This window comes from Labrys sp. F242, assembly GCF_057813875.1.
In genome coordinates, this window is record NZ_JBVASG010000008.1 from 137,696 (window position 1) to 156,137 (window position 18,442).

Genomic DNA, 18,442 nt, shown 5'->3' on the forward strand with positions numbered 1-18,442 from the left:
GAATAAAAGGATTGAGGACATGGACCAGGTCGTCGGTAGACAGTCGCTTCCCGACAGTCCCAGGACTTTCGGCTTTTTCGTCGATGGGAAGCAGATAGAGGCGGGCGACCGCGCCTATTTCGAGCGCCGCAGCCCGGGGCATGACGTGCCGGTGACGCGCATTCCAAAGTGCACCAGGGAGGACCTGGACCTTGCCGTGAAGGCGGCGCGTCGCGCTTTCGAGGACGGGCGCTGGTCGAGGATCCCGGCCGTGGAGCGCGCGAACGTGCTCTTGCGCGCCGCGCAGATCCTGCGCAGCCGCGCGGCAGAACTGGCCTATTGGGAAACGCTGGAGAACGGCAAGCCCATCAGCCAGGCGAGGGCGGAAGTGGATGGCTGCGCCGGCATGTTCGAATATGCCGCCGGTCTCGCCAGGACGCTGCATGGCGATGCCTTCAACAATCTGGGTGACGGCATGTTCGGCCTGGTCACCCGGGAGCCGGTCGGCGTGGTCGGCCTGATCACGCCGTGGAACTTCCCATTCCTGATCCTCTGCGAAAGGGTGCCCTACATCCTCGCGGCCGGTTGCACCATCGTCGCAAAGCCCTCGGAGGTGACCTCGGCCACGACCCTCATGCTGGCCGAGATCCTGTCGGAAGCGGGGCTGCCTGACGGCTGCTACAATGTCGTCACCGGCTCGGGCAGCGTCATCGGCCAGGCCATGACCGAACACCTCGACATCGACATGGTGTCCTTCACCGGTTCGACCTCCGTGGGCCGACGCTGCATCGAGGCCGCCGGCGGCAATTTCAAGAAGCTCGGGCTGGAACTCGGGGGCAAGAATCCGCAAATCGTCTTCGCGGATGCGGACCTGGAGGATGCCGCCGATGGCGTGGCCTTTGGCATCGGCTTCAACACCGGCCAGTGCTGCGTGAGCGGCAGCCGCCTGATCGTCGAACGGTCGGTGGCCAGCGAGTTCGAGAAGCTGGTCGCCGCCAAGCTGGCAAAGGTCAAGGTCGGGGATCCGCTCGATCCGAACACGCAGATCGGCGCCATCACGACAACGGCCCAGAACGAGACCATTCTGGGTTATATCACCAAGGGCAAGGAGGAGGGCGCGCGTCTTGTCTGTGGCGGCGGAGCGCTCGACTTCGGTCGCGGCCAGTATATCGCGCCCACCTTGTTCGGGGACGTCACCGGTTCGATGGCGATTTCCCGCGACGAGATTTTCGGCCCCGTGCTTGCGGTCATGCCCTTCGACAGCGAGGACGAAGCGATCGCCATGGCCAATGACACCGTGTACGGCCTGGCCGCGAGCGTATGGACCAAGAACATCGACAAGGCCTTGAACGTGACACGCCGTGTTCGCGCCGGCCGCTTCTGGGTCAACACCACGCTGGCCGGTGGCCCGGAACTCCCGCTCGGCGGATTCAAGCAGTCGGGCTGGGGCCGCGAGGCTGGCTCCTACGGCATCGAGGAGTATACCCAGATCAAGTCCGTCCATATCGAGATTGGCAAGCGCGAGCCTTGGGTGCGCTGATGAAGGAAGATGGCTACGATTATGTGATCGTCGGCGGCGGGTCGGCGGGCTGCGTGCTTGCCGCACGCCTCAGCGAAAACCCTGCCGTGCGCGTGCTTCTGCTGGAGGCCGGTGGCCGCGACAGCAACCCCTATATCCACATGCCGGTCGGCTTCGCCAAGATGACCTCGGGGCCGCTGACCTGGGGGCTCAAGACGGCGCCGCAGCGCCATGCCTGCGACCGGGAGATCCCCTACGCCCAGGCAAAGGTGATCGGGGGCGGCTCTTCGATCAATGCGGAGATCTACACGAGAGGCCATGCCGCCGATTTCGATCGCTGGGCGGGGGAGGAGGGGGCTGCCGGCTGGTCCTTCAAGGAGGTGCTGCCCTATTTCATACGATCCGAAGGCAACACCATTCTTTCGGGCGACATGCATGGGGCGGACGGACCGCTGGGTGTCTCGAACCTGCCCGATCCGCAGCCGATGTCGCGCGCCTTCGTCCAGGCCTGCCAGGAGTTCGGCATGCCCTACAATCCGGACTTCAACGGCAGGGCGCAGGAAGGGGCGGGGATCTACCAGACGACCATCCGGAACGGGCGGCGCTGCTCGGCTGCCGTCGGCTATCTCAGGCCGGCGGCGAAGCGATCCAATCTCACCGTCGAGACCGGCTGCCTGGTCCGGCGCATCCTGTTCCAGAATGCGCGCGCCATTGGCGTCGAATTCGTCAGGAATGGCCAACTCATCACCGCCAGGGCCGAGAGCGAAGTCCTCATCACCTCCGGGGCGATCGGATCGCCCAAGATCATGATGCTGTCGGGTGTCGGGCCTGCCGATCATCTCAGGAAGCTCGGGATCGACGTGGTCGAGGATCTGCCCGGCGTGGGCGAGAACCTCAACGACCATTTCGGCGTCGATATCGTGGCTGAACTGAAGGGGCCGACCAGCCTCGACAAGTATAACAAGTGGCATTGGATGCTATGGGCGGGGCTCCAGTATCTGCTCTTCAAGTCCGGGCCGGTCACCTCCAACGTCGTCGAGGGCGGCGCCTTCTGGTATGGCGATGCCGATGCCGCGATACCGGACCTGCAATTCCACTTCCTTGCCGGCGCGGGCGCCGAAGCGGGCGTGCCCACGGTTCCCTCCGGGTCCGGCATTACGCTGAACTCCTACACGCTCCGCCCGAAAAGCCGCGGATCGGTTAGGCTGGCTTCCTCCGACCCAGCCATCAATCCGATCGTCGATCCGAACTTCCTGGCTGAGCCGGACGATGTCCGGGTTTCCGCCGAGGGTGTGCGGATCAGCAGGGAGATCTTTGCCAAGCCGTCCTTGCAGAAGTTCATCAAGCGCCTGCACGTACCTGGCGACGATGTCAGAACCAACGCCCAGTTCGCGGACTATGCGCGCCAGTACGGCAGGACCTCCTATCATCCGAGCGGCACCTGCAAGATGGGCATCGATGCGATGGCCGTGGTCGATCCCCAGTTGCGAGTGCGGGGCCTCGACCGGATCCGTATCTGCGACAGCTCGACATTCCCCAGCCTGATCGGCTCGAATACCAATGCCGCCGCGATCATGGTCGGCGAGAAGGCTACGGATCTCATCCGCGGGAATATGTGAGCAAGGGGCTGGTCCCGACACCGTCGCTATCGCCGTTCGTCTGGAACAGCGAAAGCTCTAAAAGGGTGTGCCTCGCTAGACACAGAAAAAGTGCGGTCTTTTCGGCCGTACTTTTCCTTTGATTGCTGCACTTTTAGGTGCCTCGCCTGAGCCGAGATGCCAGCGCATTTCGCGGAAAGCTCAGTCCCACTCCGGCGCCCAGGGGATGAGGTCGCGCCCGACGATGCGCAGGTTCTTCTGCGTTTGCGCGTCGATCCGCGCCATGTCGATGCTCGAGAGCGTGAAATCCATGATGTCGAAATTCGAGCGGATGTTTTCCGGTTTCGTCGACATCGTGTTCAGCGGCACGCCTTTTTGGAGAATCCAGCGCAGCACCACCTGTCCCGCGGTCTTCCCGTAGGCCTGGCCGATCTCGGCAAAGAGCGGCTGTTCGAAGACCTTTCCTCGTGCGACCGAGCAATAGGATGAAAGCGGGATGCCGGTCTCGTTGGCGGCGGCCAGCAGAATGTCCTGATTGAGGAAGGGGTGAAACTCGACCTGGTTGGTGACAAGCGGCGCGTCGACGATCGATCTTGCCTGCCTCATCATGCGCGCCGTGTAGTTGGAGACGCCGATGTGGCGGGCCAGGCCACGCTGCCGTGCCTTTTGCAGGAGTTCGAGCGAGGGGGCGATATGGCCGTCGGCCGGCGCCCAGTGAACCAGCAGGACGTCGGCGAAGTCGACCCGAAGGTCCTTCAGGCTTTGTTCGACCGACGGGAGAAAGCGCTCTTCGGAGAAATTGTGGATGCTGACCTTGGTGGTGATGCAAAGTTCGTCCCGCTTCACGCCGCCATTGGCCAGGCTTTCACCGACCTCAGCTTCGTTCTCGTACATCTGCGCGGTATCGAAGGCGCGATATCCGGTGGCCAATGCCGTTTCGATCGCCTGCCGACACGCGTCGCCGCGCAGGGGGTAGGTACCGAAGGAGCGCTGGAACGTCCGCGTGAAATAGATGCTCATCCCTGTCGTTTCCTTTTTTATCGCACTATCTAGTTACTTATATATCGTGTCTCGCCGTCCGGCAAGCGCGGTGGGTGGCTTCTGGGAGGCGGGCGGCGGAGAAAAGGAGTTGAAGGCGCTGGCGCTATAAGGTACTAACCATATAGTTACTTATAAAAATCCTCGCGAGGAGACGATGTCCAAAATCAGGAGCGCGCTCGAGGCAGTGCAGCGCATCGGTGACAAGGCGGTCGTTGCCGTCAATTCCTCCAGCGGGCTTTGCTGCCCGGACCTGGTTCTCCAGGCACTGGGGGAGCGGTACCGCGAAGAGGGCCATCCCCGCCAGCTTACCATGATCCACCCGATTGCCGCGGGCGACATGTTCGGCACCAGGGGCGTCGACCATCTGGCCCAGGACGGCCTCATCGACACGATCATCGGCGGGTCCTATCCGTCGGGACCGTCTTCGGCGGAGCCGCCGCTGATCTGGAAGATGCTCGGCGAGAACAAGATCAGCGCCTACAACGTGCCCAGCGGCATCCTGTTCGACATTCTCAGAGAGGCGGCCGGAAAGCGTCCCGGCGTCCTGACCAAGGTCGGGCTCGACACCTTCGTCGATCCGGCGCTCGATGGCTGCGCCATGAATGACCGCGCCCGCTCGCAGCCGATCGTGCGCAAGATTGAGTTCGAGGGCGACGAGTGGCTCTATTTCCCAGCGATCGCACCGGACGTCGCCATCATCCGAGCCTCGACGGCGGACGAACGTGGCAATCTGACCTTCGAGCATGAAGGCGCCTATCTCGGCGCCATGGAGTTGGCGCTGGCTGCGCACAATTCCGGCGGTACCGTCATTGCGCAGGTCAAGCGGATCGCCCAATCGGGCACGCTGCGTCCTCATGACGTCAGGGTGCCGGGCATCCTCGTCGACATCATCGTCGAGGCGCCGGACCAGTTGCAGACGACGGCGACGGCTTATGACCCGGCCATATCGGGCGAGCTGTTTCGCCCCCTCGATACGTTCACGATCCCCGCTTTCGATGCGGCCAAGGTGATGGCTCGCCGGGTGGCGATGGAGCTCGAGAACGGCTGGGCCGTGAATATCGGTTTCGGCATTTCCGCGAACGTTCCGCGCATTCTCCTGGAGGAAGGCCGGCATGGCGAGATCACCTGGGTGATCGAGCAAGGTGCCGTCGGCGGCATCCCGCTACTCGACTTCAAGTTCGGTTGTTCCTCCAACGCGGAGGCGTTCGTGGCCTCGCCGCATCAGTTCACCTATTTCCAGGCCGGCGGCTTCGATGCCTCCCTCCTGTCGTTCCTGCAGATCGGGGAGGATGGCTCCGTCAACGTCTCCAAGCTGGCGGTGCGGCCGCATGTGACGGCCGGCGCCGGAGGCTTCGTCGACATCACTTCCCGCGCCAGGAAGATCGTGTTCTCGGGCTACTTCAATGCCGGTGCGAAATTGTCGGTGGTCGATGGCAAGCTGAGGATCGACAAGGAAGGCAAGGTTGCCAAGCTCGTGCCCGAGGTCGACCAGGTCTCGTTCTCCGGCAAGCGCGCCACGCTGCAGAACCAGGACGTGACCTATGTCACCGAGCGCTGCGTGCTGAAGCTGATCGACGGCCGGCTCACCGTGACGGAGATTGCGCCGGGCGTCGACCTCAAGCGTGATATCCTCGACCAGGCCGCCTTTCCGCTCACCGTGGCCGAGCCTCTCCCGCTGATGTCGGCCGACCTGTTCGAGCCCGATCGCCGCAGCCGGCAGGCAGTCACCAGAGAGGCGGCCGAGTGATGAGCGGGGATGGTGTTCGGCTGAAGATCGAGGGGCCTGTTGCGAGCATCGTCATCGAACGCGAGGGCAAGCTCAACGCCTTCGATGCTGCCATGGTGGCGGAGCTGCAACGTTTGTGCGCTCTCATCGAGCACGATGCGACCATCCGCGTCGCGATCCTGACGGGGGCCGGGACGAAAGCGTTTTCGGCAGGCGGTGACATCGAGGCCTGGAGCCGCGAGGCTCCGGAGGATTTCGGCCGGTTCTGGGTGCGCGAGGGACACGCCGCCTTTGACGCGCTGGCCCGGCTGCGCCAGCCCCTGATCGCCGTGCTGAACGGCCATGCCTTGGGCGGAGGCCTGGAGCTCGCTGCCTGCGCGGATTATCGCATTGCGGAAGCCCACGCCAAGATTGGGCAACCGGAGACCGGGCTCGGCATTATCCCGGGATGGTCGGGTACACAGCGCGCAACACGGCGCTTTGGTGCCCAGGTCGTGCGACGCATGGCGATCTTCGGCGAGATCTTGACCGCGAAGGATGCACGCGAACTCGGTATCGTGGACGAGGTGGTGGAGACCGGCCAAGGGCTTGCCCGGGCCATGGAGGTCGCGGAAAAGGTGTGCTCGCGCGCGCCCTTGGCGACCGAGATGACCAAGATGCTGGTGAACGCCGCCGAAGCGGAGGAGACGGAACGGGTTTTCGACTGCCTGGCCGGCATAGCCGCCGCACAGTCGAGCGAGCTGCAGGCGGGCCTCGCCGCCTTCCGCGAAAGGCGACCGCCGAAATTCTGACCGGCCGCCTTACGGCCGACAGATCTTTGTTCCGAGGCGCTAGCTTTGGGAAAAGACGCGCTGCTTCTTTACCCTCCCCATCGAGGGGAGGGTATGTTTGCGCGGACCCAGCAAGAGACGGTCTCCACGCGCGTGGCATTGGCTTGCCGTCTCAGCGATAGACCATCAACTGGTTCTCTCCGGACTGGACGATGTCTCCAGTCTGCTTGCGTACACAAAACCCCAGTATGAGGATGCCTCGGTCCGGCCGCGATGTCGTCCGCTTGTCCCTGATGCCGACGCGGGCGGCGATCGTGTCGTCGGCCAGGACGGGGCACTCGAACCGAAAGTTCCAGCCTAGCGAGGCGATGGCGAGGAAGCGGGCCTGCGCCTGGTTCTTCAGCCCATCGACGAGCGACAGGATCAGGAGGCCATGGGCGACGCGAGAGGGAAAGCCGTGAGCACGCGCCGCATCATCGTCCATATGGATCTCGAAGCGGTCGCCGGTCAAATCGGCGAAGGCATCGATCAGTTCGGTACCCACATACCTTGCCGGTGTGTCGAACCAATCCCCGATGGCCACATCTTCATAGCGCAGTCCGGTCGCCGCGAGGCGGCGACCGGTGTCGGGTGCGATGTCGTTCATGTCGGCACCGGCGCGTCCTCGCGCAGCAATTGCTTGCTTTTCAGCTCGGCCCAGAAGTCCGAGGGAATGGGGTGGCTGAACCAGTCCAGGTTCTGGTCGAGTTGCTCCACCGTGCGCGTTCCCGCGCAGAAGGCCGGGATGGCGGGGTGGGCGACGACGAATTGGAGCGCCGCAGCGGCAATCGGCACCCTGTGGTCGCGGCACACCGCCTCGATCCTGGCGACCTTCTCCATCACCGCGGCTGGGGCGGGGGCGTAGTTGTATTTCGCGCCGGGCACCGCGCCGGTTGCCAGGATCCCGGAATTGAAGCCGCCGCCGACCAGCACGGCCGCACCCCGCTCCTCGCAAAGCGGCAGGAACCCGTCGAGAGCCTCCTGTTCGAGAAGCGTGTAGCGGCCTGCCAGGAGGAAGCAGTCGAAATCGCGCTGCTTGAGCGCCTCGTGGCAGACTTCCCATTCGTTGACGCCCACACCGATCGCCTTCACCGCGCCTTCCGAGCGCAGGCGCTCCAGAGCGCGCCAGCATCCGTCCATGGCCTGCCTGAAGACTTCCGGCTGATCGTCGCCACGGGTGAAGCGGTCGATGTCGTGAATGAACAGCATGTCGATGCGCTCGAGCGCGAGCCGCTGCAGGGAATCCTCGAACGCTCTCATCGTGCCATCATAGCTGTAGTCGAAGCTCATGGTGTTCGGCGCCGCATTGACCCAAGGCGAGAAGTCGATGTCGGAACGCCGGGCCGGATGCAGGATGCGCCCAACCTTCGAGGCGACGACGAAATCATCGCGCTTCTTCCAGCGCAGCGCCTGCCCCAGGCGCAGTTCAGAAAGGCCATGACCGTACATCGGTGCGGTGTCGTAGAAGCGCACGCCGGCATTCCAGGCATGCTGTACCATTTCGTCGGCAACCGGTTCGCTGATCTCGCGCAAGAAATTCCCGATCGGCGCCGTCCCGAAGGCAAAGGGGGTGACCTCGATGTCGCTGCGGCCGAATTTCCGCTTTTCCGATGGCTTCATGATTTCCTCCGTTGGCATCGCTCTTTGATGGCTTGCCTGACCTGGCCTCGATTCGAGGGGATCGTCAGGCTTGACCCGTTTGATCCACGTGCGTTATAGCAGTAACTAGATAGTTACAAAAGGGGGAGAAGCGCATGTACCCAAGCGAAACGCAGATGCAGGTGCGCGACATGGCGCGACAGTTCGCCGACGACGTGATCAAGCCGCTGGCCGAGGAGCTCGATCGTGAGGAGCGCTTCCCCCATGAGATCTATGAGCAGATGGGAGAACTCGGGCTCTTCGGCATCGGCGTTCCCGAAGCCATGGGAGGCCCCGGGTTCGACACGCTGACCTATGCGCTGGTGATGGAAGAGCTTTCGAGGGGCTATGCCTCGGTCGCCGATCAATGCGGCCTGGTGGAACTCATCTGCACGCTGCTGGTGAGGCACGGCACGCCGGCCCAGCGCCAAGCCTGGCTGGCACCGGTGATGCGCGGAACCAAGCGCGTGGCCTATTGCATAACCGAGCCGGAGGCCGGAACGGACGTGTCCGGCATCAGGACCACGGCAGAACGGGACGGAGAGGGCTGGCGTCTCAACGGCGGCAAGATCTGGATCCACAACGCGCCGGTCGCCGATGTCGGTTTCGTGCTGGCCCGGACGGATAAGGATGCCGGCCACCGCGGCATGAGCATCTTCATCGTCGATCTCAACGCCAAGGGCGTCGAGCGCGGCCCCAAGGAGCACAAGATGGGGCAGCGTGCCAGCCAGGTTGGCGCACTCAATTTCACCGATGTCGTGCTCGGGCCGGATGCGCTGTTGGGAGACCTCGGCAAGGGCTTCCACATGATGATGAGCGTGCTGGACAAGGGCCGCGTCGGCATCGCGGCGCTCGCGGTCGGCATCGGCCAGGCCGGCCTGGAGGCTGCCGTCGACTATGCCCGCCAGCGCAAGCAGTTCGGCAAGGCAATCGCCGAGTTCCAAGGCGTGCAATGGCTGATTGCCGACATGGCCAAGGATATCGAGGCTGCACGTCTTCTGGTGCACAGCGCGGCTACGAAGATCGATCGCGGGGACAATGCGACCAAGGCCTGTTCGATCGCCAAATGCTTCGCCGGCGACATGGCGGTGACCCGCACGGCCGACGCCGTCCAGGTCTTCGGCGGTTCGGGCTACATCCGCGGCTTCGAGGTCGAGCGCCTGTATCGCGACGCCAAGATCACCCAGATCTATGAAGGCACCAACCAGATCCAGCGCATGATCATCGCCCGCGAGCTGTTCAAGCATGGAGCGCTGGCATGAGTACGCCGCTCCGGCAGGCGGCCTTCATCACCGGCTCGAGCCGAGGAATCGGCCTGGCGGCCGCCATCGAACTGGCCAGGAACGGGTTTGCGATCGCCTTGAACGGGCCCGTGGATGATGCGGAACTGCAGGCCGCCGAGGAACGCGTGCGTGACCTTGGTGTGCCGGTCACCCGCGTCGCCGGCGACATCGCCGATATCGGCGCGCATGAGGCGATGCTCGACCTGGCCGAAAAGGCGCTGGGGCCGCTTTCGACGCTCGTCAACAATGCGGGTGTATCGGTGCTGAGCCGCGGCGACCCGCTCGATGTCAGCGAGGAAAGCTACGACCGCTGCCAGGCTGTGAATGCGAAAGCGCAATTCTTCCTGTGCCAGAAATGGGCAAGACGCGTTATCGCGCGCGATCGCAATGACGGCCGCTTCTATGCGATCTTGAATGTGTCGTCATCGAATGCCGATGCGGTCGCCGAGCCGCGCGCGGAGTACTGCGTTTCGAAAGCGGGCTCGGCCATGGTCAGCAAGGTGTTCGCCGTTCGCCTGGGGCGCGAGAACATTGCCGTCTACGACATCAGGCCGGGCCTGATCGAGACCGCGATGACGCAATCCGTGACCAGCCTGTACCAGCGGCGCATCGATGAAGAGGGCCTGACCCTGATGCGGCGCCTGGGCCAGCCGCAGGATGTTGGCACCGTGATGGCGACCCTCGCCACCGGCAAGCTGCCCTATACGACAGGCCAAGTGATCGCCGTGGATGCGGGCATGCTGGTGCCGAGATTTTGAGGAAACTACGATGATCCGTCTTCCAGACGCCAATGGCGCTTTCTCCGACTATCGGCTCAGCGGCAAGGTGATCCCGGCCGCCCGCTTGCCCGCCGGCGCGGCGCGCGTCGTGTTTTCGGCGGCCCATGTCGTGGCCGATCCGTTCACCGCCAATGATCCTTCCGGCCCGGCTACGGTCGACTGGAAGGCGACGATGGCGTTTCGTCACCATCTGAACGATCTCGGACTTGGCATTGCCGAAGCGATGGACACGGCCCAGCGCGGCATGGGCCTGGACTGGCCTCGGGCCCTCGAGCTTATCCGACGCACCCGCGAGGAGCTTCCGCAGGCGCTGATCTTCAACGGATGCGGCACCGACCAGCTCGAGCCGAGCCAGGCGCGCGGGCTTGACGACGTTCGCCGCGCCTATTTCGAACAAATTGAGGCCATCCAGGCCCTGGGAGGGCGCCTGATCCTGATGGCGAGCCGCGCCCTTGCTGCGGTGGCCGGCTCACCGGAAGATTATGTGAAGGTCTATGGCGATGTTCTGGCCCGCTGCGACCAGCCCGTCATCCTCCACTGGCTTGGCGACATGTTCGACCCGGCGCTCAAGGGCTACTGGGGCAGCGAAAGCTTCGAGGCCGCCATGCAGGTGGCATTGCGCGTCATCGAAGAGAACGTGGCAAAAGTGGACGGCATCAAGATTTCGCTCCTGGACAAGGACAAGGAAATCCTGATGCGGCGGCGCCTGCCCGCCGGCGTCAGTATGTATACGGGCGATGATTTCAACTATCCGGAATTGATCGCCGGCGACGAGGTCGGCTTTTCGCATGCCCTTCTCGGTATTTTCGATCCTCTTGCGCCGGCTGCGGCCTTCGCCATCCAGAAACTGGGGGAGGGCGACAGGCAAGCCTTTCATGCGGTACTGGATCCCACCGTCCCGCTGGCGCGGCTCATCTTCCGGGCACCCACCCAGTTCTACAAGACGGGCGTCGTCTTCCTCGCCTGGCTCAATGGCTTCCAGGAGCATTTCATCATGCTGGGCGGGGCGCAGGCCATGCGGCCGCTGCCTTATTTCGTCGAACTTTTCAAGCATGCGGATGCCTGCGGCCTGCTGCGCGACCCGGATCTGGCAACCGATCGTATGCGCAGGCTGCTTGCCCTTTACGGCGCCTGAGAGGTCGCGATGCGCGATTTCTCGACGGATCATTCGGCGCTCGCCCTGAATACCGCGACGCTCGGGCACAATCTGGATGGGCATGGCGCTGGCTGGTCCATCGAGCGCGTCATCGATGCCTGCGCCGAGCGCGGCTTTGGCGGGATCGTGTTCTGGCGCCGGGAGATTGGGGGGCGAGCCATCGCGATCGGCGATCGTGCCCGCCAGGCGGGCCTCGAAGTCGCGGGCCTGTGTCGCAGCCCCTTCCTGGTAGGCCCGATGGCGCCGCGGCCTCTATCCGTCCTGCGGGATGACTTCCGGGCCTCGATCGACATGGCGGCAGGACTCGGGACCTCGATCCTGACCATCGTCGTCGGCGGGGGCGAGCCGGGAAGCCTTGGGGTGGAGGAAAGCCTGAAACGCGTGGCCGAGCGGGTCGCCGAAGCCGCACCCTACGCGGCACAGAGGGGCGTTCGCCTGGCGCTCGAACCGCTCAACCCAGTCTATGCGGGCAACCGCTCCTGCCTGGTGACGATGCGTGACGCCGTCGACCTCTGCGAGGCGATCGGCGAGGCCAATGTCGGCATTGCCGTCGATGTCTATCACGTCTGGTGGGACACCTCTCTTGCCGGCGAACTCCGGCGTGCCGGCAAGGAGCGCATCCTGGGATATCATTTGTGCGACTGGCTTGCCGAGACGCGCGATGTCCTGCTCGATCGCGGCATGATGGGAGATGGCGTCGCCGATCTGAAGTCGCTGCGCGCGGCAGTGGAAGACGCAGGTTATCGGGGTTTGTGCGAGGTCGAGGTCTTTTCGGCCGAGAACTGGTGGAAGCGCGATCCGGCGCAGGTGCTCGACACCTGCGTCGAGCGCTTTCGCTCCGTCTGTTGAAACGCCTGTCTTCAAGCGCGCCGACCACGGCGTTGTCGGAGACCTGTTGACGATTGTGCCGACGTTCCAAAGGGGACTTTGATCGGGTGCCGCCGCTAGGCTAGGCTTTCACCGTTCGAGGCATAGCAGTAAGCGTCAGGGAAATTGGGCGGAAGTGGTCAGGCGTCCCAAAGGGCCGAGCATCAAGGACATCGCCCAGGCGGTTGGGCTGTCAACGGCGGCGGTGTCCTATGCCCTGAGCGGCAATGGCCGCGTCTCGATCGAGACCCAAGAAAATGTCCGGCGCGTCGCCGATGCCATGGGCTTTATCAGGAATGACACCGCAGCACGTTTGCGCACGGGCGAATCCAACCTGCTCGGGGTCATCGTTCACGACATTTCCAACCCGTTCTTTGCGGAATTGCTCAGTGATTTCGAGGCGTTTTGCTACGAAGCGGGCTATCTGACCATCGTCGCGAATACCAAGGATGATCTGGCGCGCCAGGCGACGCTGATCGACGCTCTGGTCGCGCAGAATGTTGCCGGCCTGCTGATCAGTCCGGGTCATACGACATCATGCGACATGATGGTGGGCCTTCGTCGGCGATCGAAGCCCTATGTGATTTGCGTACGGGACATCAACGATCCTTCGGCTGATTTCATCGGTGCCGACGATGAAACGGCGGGCTATCTTGCCGCCCGGCACCTCATCGACACCGGCATCGTCGAATTCGGCTTCGTCGGTGGCCATGAAGGAAGCAAGACCTGGGCTGGCCGTCTTCAGGGCATTCGCAGGGCCTTGGGAGAGATTGGCAAAAGCATCGCGCTAGAGCACATCATACCGACCTCACCCACGAACGAGGGCGGAGAGATCGCGACGAGGCGGTTGCTGGAGACGAATCCAGACTGCTGCGCGGCCATTTGCTTCAACGATTACGTCGCCTTCGGAGCCTATGCCGCCCTTCACCTTGCGGGCAGGCTCGTCGGCGTCAACTACTCGATCGTCGGGTTCGACAATCTGCCTCAATCATCTTCCCTGCTGCCTGCGCTCACGACCGTGGATCTCTTCCCCCGCACAATCGGCAGGCATGCCGCCGCGACGCTGCTGGAGAAGGTGAGGGGAGCGGGGCTCGAGCCTCGGCGATATCTGGTCGAGCCCACTCTTGTCGTGCGCCACTCGGTGGCAGGCGCCGTTCCGCATCCGCGGCTTTGACGTTGACCGTATCGGCGAAAGCAGGCTAACTACGCATAGAAAATAACTATACAGTTACTTATATATCGGCTCGCGGCGGCGCGGGACCGGGGAGGAGTGTGCCGGTGTCTGCTCAATTCGATTACATCATCGTCGGCGCTGGCCCGGCTGGCTGCGTGCTCGCCTCGCGCTTGAGCGAAGACCCCGACGTCAAGGTGCTTCTTCTCGAGGCCGGAGGCGGTGACAGCAACTTTCTGTTCCACTGGCCTGCAGGCTTTGCCCGGATGACGAAGGGCATCGCTTCCTGGGGATGGTCGACCGTACCGCAGCGCCACATGCAAGGGCGGGTGCTTTGGTACACCCAGGCGAAGGTGCTGGGCGGAGGATCCACCATCAATGCCCAGATCTACACCCGCGGCAATGCACTCGACTATGATGCCTGGCGCGACGAGGCCGGTTGCGAGGGCTGGGGCTATCGCGATCTTCTTCCCTATTTCAAGAGAGCCGAGGGCAATCAGCGCTTCGACGACGAATTCCATGGCGTCGACGGTCCGCTTGGTGTGGCGATGCCGCGTGGGGCGCTTCCGATCTGCGATGCCTTCATTCGGGCCGGGCAACAGGCCGGCCTCCCCTACAACCCCGACTTCAACGGGCGCTATCAGCGCGGCATCGGCTATTATCAGCTCACGCAACGCGATGCCCGTCGCTCCTCGGCGGCTGTGGCGTTCTTGCGGCCTGCCATGCCGAGGCCCAATCTGACCGTCATGAGCAATGCAGAGGTCAGGCGGATCCTGGTGGAGCGGGGGCGGGCAACCGGCGTCGAGGTCAAGGAGGGCACGGCACTCAGGCGCATTGCATGCGACCGGGAGGTTCTCGTTTCCTCGGGCGCGATCGGCTCGCCCCGCCTTCTCCTGTTGTCCGGCATCGGCCCGGCCCGCCACCTCGGCTCCGTCGGCGTGAAGGTCGTCCACGACCTGCCCGGGGTTGGCGAGAACCTTCAGGACCATGTCGATCTGTGCGTATTGTGCGAGTGCAGCGGCGACCATTCCTACGATCGGGTTCAGCGCCCGCATCGTATGGTGGCCGCGGGCCTGCAATACATGCTGTTCAAGACGGGGCCGGTGGTGTCCTCGCTCTTTGAAACGGGCGGGTTCTGGTACGCCGATCCCGCCGCGCGATCACCCGATATCCAGTTTCATTTCGGGCAGGGCTCCGGGATCGAGACCGGCATCGCCAAGCTCCAGAACCCGGGCGTCACCTTGAACACTGCCTTCATGAGGCCGCGCTCGCGCGGCAGCGTGCGATTGAAGAGTGCCGATCCCGCAGATGCACCGCTGATAGACCCCAATTACTGGGCCGATCCCTATGATCTGGAAATGTCTCAGCGCGGTCTCGAACTCGGGCGCCAGATCATGGCGCAGCCGGCATTGGCGCCATTCCTGAAGCGAGAGGTCCTGCCGGGAGCGGACATCGGCAACGACCCGTCAAAGGCCTTCGACTACGCCTGCCGGATGGCAAAAACGGACCATCATCCGGTTGGAACCTGCAAGATGGGACATGACGCGATGTCGGTGGTGGGGATGGATCTCAAGGTTCACGGCATCGATGGGCTGAGGGTCTGCGATTCCTCGATCATGCCCTTGATCAATTCCTCCAATACCAATGCTCCCACCATCATGATCGGCGAAAAGGCAGCCGATCTGGTGAGGGGCCGGCCGGCTCTTCCGAGTGCCGTATTCTCCTGGGAGCGCAACGAGCCGCGTCCGTTCGCCGAGGCCTAGGGCGTTGACAATATCAAGCCAAAATGAAATAACTAATTAGTTACTACTGAAGTCCGCACAAAATTGCTTAAACGGATAAGCGGCACCGAGGGAGGGAAGACTTGATCCAGGTTAGAGGCATTCAGCATATCGGCGTCACCGTGCCGGATATGAAACAGGCCGTTGACTTCTTCCAAACGGTCTTCGGTGCCGTCACGGTAATGGAATGCGGTGGTGCCGATCTCGACGACGAGTTCATGGTCCGCCGGCTCGGCGTCCCGGCTGGAACGCGCATCAAGGATCAGCGCGTCATCGTGTGCGGGAACGGAGGAAATCTCGAGCTCTTCGAATATTCCGGCGAGCCCGAGCAGACACCGATGAAACGCAACAGCGAGGTCGGTGGCTTCCACCTTGCCTTCCAGGTCGATGACGTGGGCGCTGCCACGGAGAGGCTTCGCGCTGCCGGCATCGAAGTGCTCGATGGACCCACGCGCATCCCGTCAGGGCCTCTGGAGGGCCTCGACTGGATCTATCTGAGGGCGCCATGGGGCCTGTCTCTCGAACTGGTCAGCTGGGACGGAGCGCTGGGCTACGAGCGCGACGGCGGCCCGAAAATGTGGTCCGTGAATAGCTGAGAGTTTGAGGGCAGGGAACGCAGCTTTCCCCTGCCGGCTGAACCCAAGCAGTCCGGTGACTATCTGCTTAATCGAATAAGCGTGCACTGCCTAATATCCAGGGAGGGAAATGGGAATGCTACACGTCAAGAAGTCTGTGTGGGCGGCCTGCATGGTGACCATGCTGGCCGGAACTGCCTGGGCGCAGGACAAGCCCTATGCCGGCGTGGAACTGAAGATGCTCGGTATCGGCGATACGTCGGTCACGCGCGTCGCTCCCCTCGTTGGGGAGTTCGAAGCGCAGACCGGCATCAAGGTCCATATCGACCAGCTGCCCTATCCCGGGCTGATCGACAAGATCATCGTCGAATCGAGCTCCGATAGTCCCACCTACCAGCTGCTGTGGGTGGACAGTCCCTGGGTCGGCATGCTCGGCGAAGCCGGTGCGCTGGAGGACCTGACGTCACGAGCCAAGCGAGATGCCAGGGAGATCGGCCTTGACGACATCGTTCCCGTTCAGCTGCAGGAACTGAGCTGGCAAGGAAAGCTGCTTGGCTTCCCGGCCTCGGGAATGACGTGGCTCCAGCAATATCGGCAAGACCTGATCGACAACCCCGATGAGAAGTCCAATTTCAAGAAGAAATACGGCTACGACCTGGCGCCGGCCAAGACCTGGCAGCAATACCGCGACATTGCCGAGTTCTTCACGCGCAAGAAGGGAGAGCCGGCCGGCGGCAAGCCCCTCGATCATGATCTTTATGGCGTGAGCCAGTCCTACAGCCGCGTGCAGGGGGCCATTACCCACGACTACTTCCCCTTCATGCGCTCCTTCGGCGGCGACTATTGGGACCCGAAGACCGGTTTGTGCGCCATGACGGGCGAGCCCCATGTGAAGGCCGCCGAATATATGAAGGCGCTCATCCCCTTCAATCCGCCGGATTATCTGGGGCTGATGTGGGACATCCAGTCCGGCTTCATGGAGCGCGGAGCGGCGGCACAGGCAGCTTATTGGAGCGTGCGTTCGGTGCGGCTGACCAATCCCGACGAGGCGACGGTCGCCAAGGACGGCAAGGTCGGTTTTGCCGCAAACCCCGTCTCGGACGCGGGGGCCCAACCGACCTATACGGGCACGCTTGGTTTCGCCGTCAACGCCAAGTCACCCGAGAAGGAGAAGGACGCGGCCTGGGAATTCATCAAATGGGCGACGAGCGAGAAGCTCATGCGACGGTTTGCCGAAGAAGGCAAGGGCGTCAGCCAGTTCCGCAAGTCGATCCTCGCCGATCCCAAGCTTCAGGCCAAGTACCCCTATTACAAGGTCCTCCTCGACAGCCAGGTCGATGCGCGTCGCCGGATCTTCCATCCGTTCTACCAGACGGTTGAAGAAAACTTCGGCGTCGAGCTGAGCAAATACATGGCTGGGGAAACGCCGACGGCGCTCGAGGCCCTGACCAAGGCATGCACTGCGGTGAATACGCAGCTCTCCATGTTCCCGCTCGAACAGCGCCTGCGCTGGATCAGGGACACGCCGGTCGAAGTCCTGGCGAAGTAGATCGCACGAGGACCTCCAGCCTGGATAGCTCCGGCCTGCGAGCCGGGGCGATCAGCCGATGCATCGGGGAGACGCCATGAGCCAGATAGCCAACCGCAACAGAGCCATCGCACGCATCTTTCTGCTGCCGGCGATCGTCATCCTGTTCGTCACGACCATCTTCCCGATGCTGTACGCGCTCTGGCTCAGTTTCCGGAACTATGACCTTGCCAAGCCCTTCATCCCGCGCATTTTCGTCGGGCTGTCGAACTATGCGGAAGTCCTGAGCTCCTCGGCGTTCCTGCATGCCTTGATCACCACGTTCAAGCTGATGGCGATGACGCTGTCGGTGCAACTGGTCCTGGGCGTGGGCATGGCGATCCTGGTCACCCAGAAACTGCCGGCCATGGGGATCGTGCGCACCCTCCTGCTCATTCCCATGATGATTTCGCCCGTGATCGTGGGATTGGTCTGGCTATTCCTCTATTTCCCGGAACTTGGCTATCTCAATTATTTTACCGGACTGCTTGGGATCTCGCCCATCGGCTGGATCACCACGACGAAGTGGGCGCTGACGGCCATCGCCATCGCCGATATCTGGCAATGGACGCCCTTCTTCATGATGGGGACGGCCGCGGCACTGCAGAGCCTGCCGACGGAGCCCTATGAGGCAGCCCGCATCGACGGCAATTCCCGCTGGGACGTCTTTTGTTTCGTGACCCTGCCCCAGTTGAGGCCCGTGCTGGCGAGCCTGCTGTTCTTGAGGGCGATCGATGCCTTCAAGATCTACGACATCATCTACGTGCTGACCAAGGGCGGTCCCGCTGACGCGACCGAGGTCGTGTCGCTCTACATCTACCGCCAGAGCTTCACGTTCTGGCGGATGGGCGTAGGGGCTGCCGCGTCCTTTGTCTCGCTGGTCATCATCTCGCTGCTGATCACCTATTTCTTCCGATCGATGCAGCGGCGCCAGGCCATCCAGGCAAGATAGG

General features: G+C 63.0%; 16 protein-coding genes. 13 read left to right on the forward strand and 3 right to left on the reverse strand.

The genetic code is table 11. The features are described from left to right. The first annotated feature begins 19 nt into the window (after positions 1-19). Together ACZYTC_RS31900 and ACZYTC_RS31905 are read left to right on the forward strand one after the other, a co-directional pair. Complete coding sequence (locus ACZYTC_RS31900) at positions 20-1,519, forward strand: aldehyde dehydrogenase family protein (protein WP_454817593.1); 1,500 nt, start codon at positions 20-22, stop codon at positions 1,517-1,519. Then, on the forward strand, positions 1,519-3,117 hold the full coding sequence (locus tag ACZYTC_RS31905; protein ID WP_488991470.1) for a GMC family oxidoreductase: 1,599 nt from the start codon (positions 1,519-1,521) through the stop codon (positions 3,115-3,117). Before ACZYTC_RS31900 ends, ACZYTC_RS31905 begins: the two co-directional genes overlap by 1 nt. 180 nt (positions 3,118-3,297) lie before the next feature. Here ACZYTC_RS31905 and ACZYTC_RS31910 read toward each other — a convergent pair whose 3' ends face one another. Continuing rightward, entirely contained in the window at positions 3,298-4,116 is an 819-nt protein-coding gene (locus ACZYTC_RS31910; protein ID WP_441770581.1) for an aldo/keto reductase, read from the reverse strand. Between the two features lie 175 nt (positions 4,117-4,291). On the opposite strand from ACZYTC_RS31910, the gene ACZYTC_RS31915 reads away from it, so the two are divergent. Together ACZYTC_RS31915 and ACZYTC_RS31920 are read left to right on the forward strand one after the other, a co-directional pair. After that, positions 4,292-5,884, forward strand: coding sequence for an acyl CoA:acetate/3-ketoacid CoA transferase (locus ACZYTC_RS31915; protein WP_488991471.1), 1,593 nt, complete (start codon positions 4,292-4,294; stop codon positions 5,882-5,884). Beyond that, positions 5,884-6,654, forward strand: coding sequence for an enoyl-CoA hydratase/isomerase family protein (locus ACZYTC_RS31920; protein WP_488991472.1), 771 nt, complete (start codon positions 5,884-5,886; stop codon positions 6,652-6,654). Before ACZYTC_RS31915 ends, ACZYTC_RS31920 begins: the two co-directional genes overlap by 1 nt. 151 nt (positions 6,655-6,805) lie before the next feature. Here ACZYTC_RS31920 and ACZYTC_RS31925 read toward each other — a convergent pair whose 3' ends face one another. Both ACZYTC_RS31925 and ACZYTC_RS31930 read right to left on the reverse strand, forming a co-directional pair. Next, complete coding sequence (locus ACZYTC_RS31925) at positions 6,806-7,279, reverse strand: MaoC family dehydratase (protein WP_488991473.1); 474 nt, start codon at positions 7,277-7,279, stop codon at positions 6,806-6,808. Next, the gene (locus tag ACZYTC_RS31930) at positions 7,276-8,292 is read right to left on the reverse strand and encodes an aldo/keto reductase (RefSeq protein ID WP_488991474.1); all 1,017 of its coding nucleotides are present in this window, start codon (positions 8,290-8,292) and stop codon (positions 7,276-7,278) included. The genes ACZYTC_RS31925 and ACZYTC_RS31930 overlap by 4 nt, the downstream gene beginning before the upstream one ends. 134 nt (positions 8,293-8,426) lie before the next feature. Between ACZYTC_RS31930 and ACZYTC_RS31935 the strand changes: the two genes are divergently transcribed. From ACZYTC_RS31935 to ACZYTC_RS31975, 9 genes are all read left to right on the forward strand, one after another. Beyond that, positions 8,427-9,572, forward strand: a complete 1,146-nt coding sequence (locus ACZYTC_RS31935) for an acyl-CoA dehydrogenase family protein (protein ID WP_434960559.1) — start codon at positions 8,427-8,429, stop codon at positions 9,570-9,572. Further along, complete coding sequence (locus ACZYTC_RS31940) at positions 9,569-10,351, forward strand: 3-ketoacyl-ACP reductase (RefSeq protein WP_488991475.1); 783 nt, start codon at positions 9,569-9,571, stop codon at positions 10,349-10,351. The genes ACZYTC_RS31935 and ACZYTC_RS31940 overlap by 4 nt, the downstream gene beginning before the upstream one ends. Positions 10,352-10,361: 10 nt before the next feature. Beyond that, positions 10,362-11,507, forward strand: a complete 1,146-nt coding sequence (locus ACZYTC_RS31945) for a dihydrodipicolinate synthase family protein (protein ID WP_488991476.1) — start codon at positions 10,362-10,364, stop codon at positions 11,505-11,507. A 9-nt stretch (positions 11,508-11,516) separates the two neighbouring features. After that, positions 11,517-12,377: a sugar phosphate isomerase/epimerase family protein gene (locus tag ACZYTC_RS31950; RefSeq protein WP_488991477.1), complete on the forward strand. Its 861-nt coding sequence runs from the start codon at positions 11,517-11,519 to the stop codon at positions 12,375-12,377. 154 nt (positions 12,378-12,531) lie between these two features. Further along, positions 12,532-13,569, forward strand: coding sequence for a LacI family DNA-binding transcriptional regulator (locus ACZYTC_RS31955; protein WP_488991478.1), 1,038 nt, complete (start codon positions 12,532-12,534; stop codon positions 13,567-13,569). Positions 13,570-13,673: 104 nt separating this feature from the next. Further along, complete coding sequence (locus ACZYTC_RS31960; protein ID WP_488991479.1) at positions 13,674-15,329, forward strand: GMC family oxidoreductase; 1,656 nt, start codon at positions 13,674-13,676, stop codon at positions 15,327-15,329. Positions 15,330-15,430: 101 nt separating this feature from the next. Further along, complete coding sequence (locus tag ACZYTC_RS31965; protein ID WP_454817615.1) at positions 15,431-15,943, forward strand: VOC family protein; 513 nt, start codon at positions 15,431-15,433, stop codon at positions 15,941-15,943. Positions 15,944-16,058: 115 nt separating this feature from the next. Then, complete coding sequence (locus ACZYTC_RS31970; RefSeq protein WP_488991480.1) at positions 16,059-17,471, forward strand: extracellular solute-binding protein; 1,413 nt, start codon at positions 16,059-16,061, stop codon at positions 17,469-17,471. Positions 17,472-17,547: 76 nt separating this feature from the next. Beyond that, complete coding sequence (locus ACZYTC_RS31975; RefSeq protein ID WP_488991481.1) at positions 17,548-18,441, forward strand: carbohydrate ABC transporter permease; 894 nt, start codon at positions 17,548-17,550, stop codon at positions 18,439-18,441. The last annotated feature ends 1 nt before the right edge of the window (position 18,442 follow it).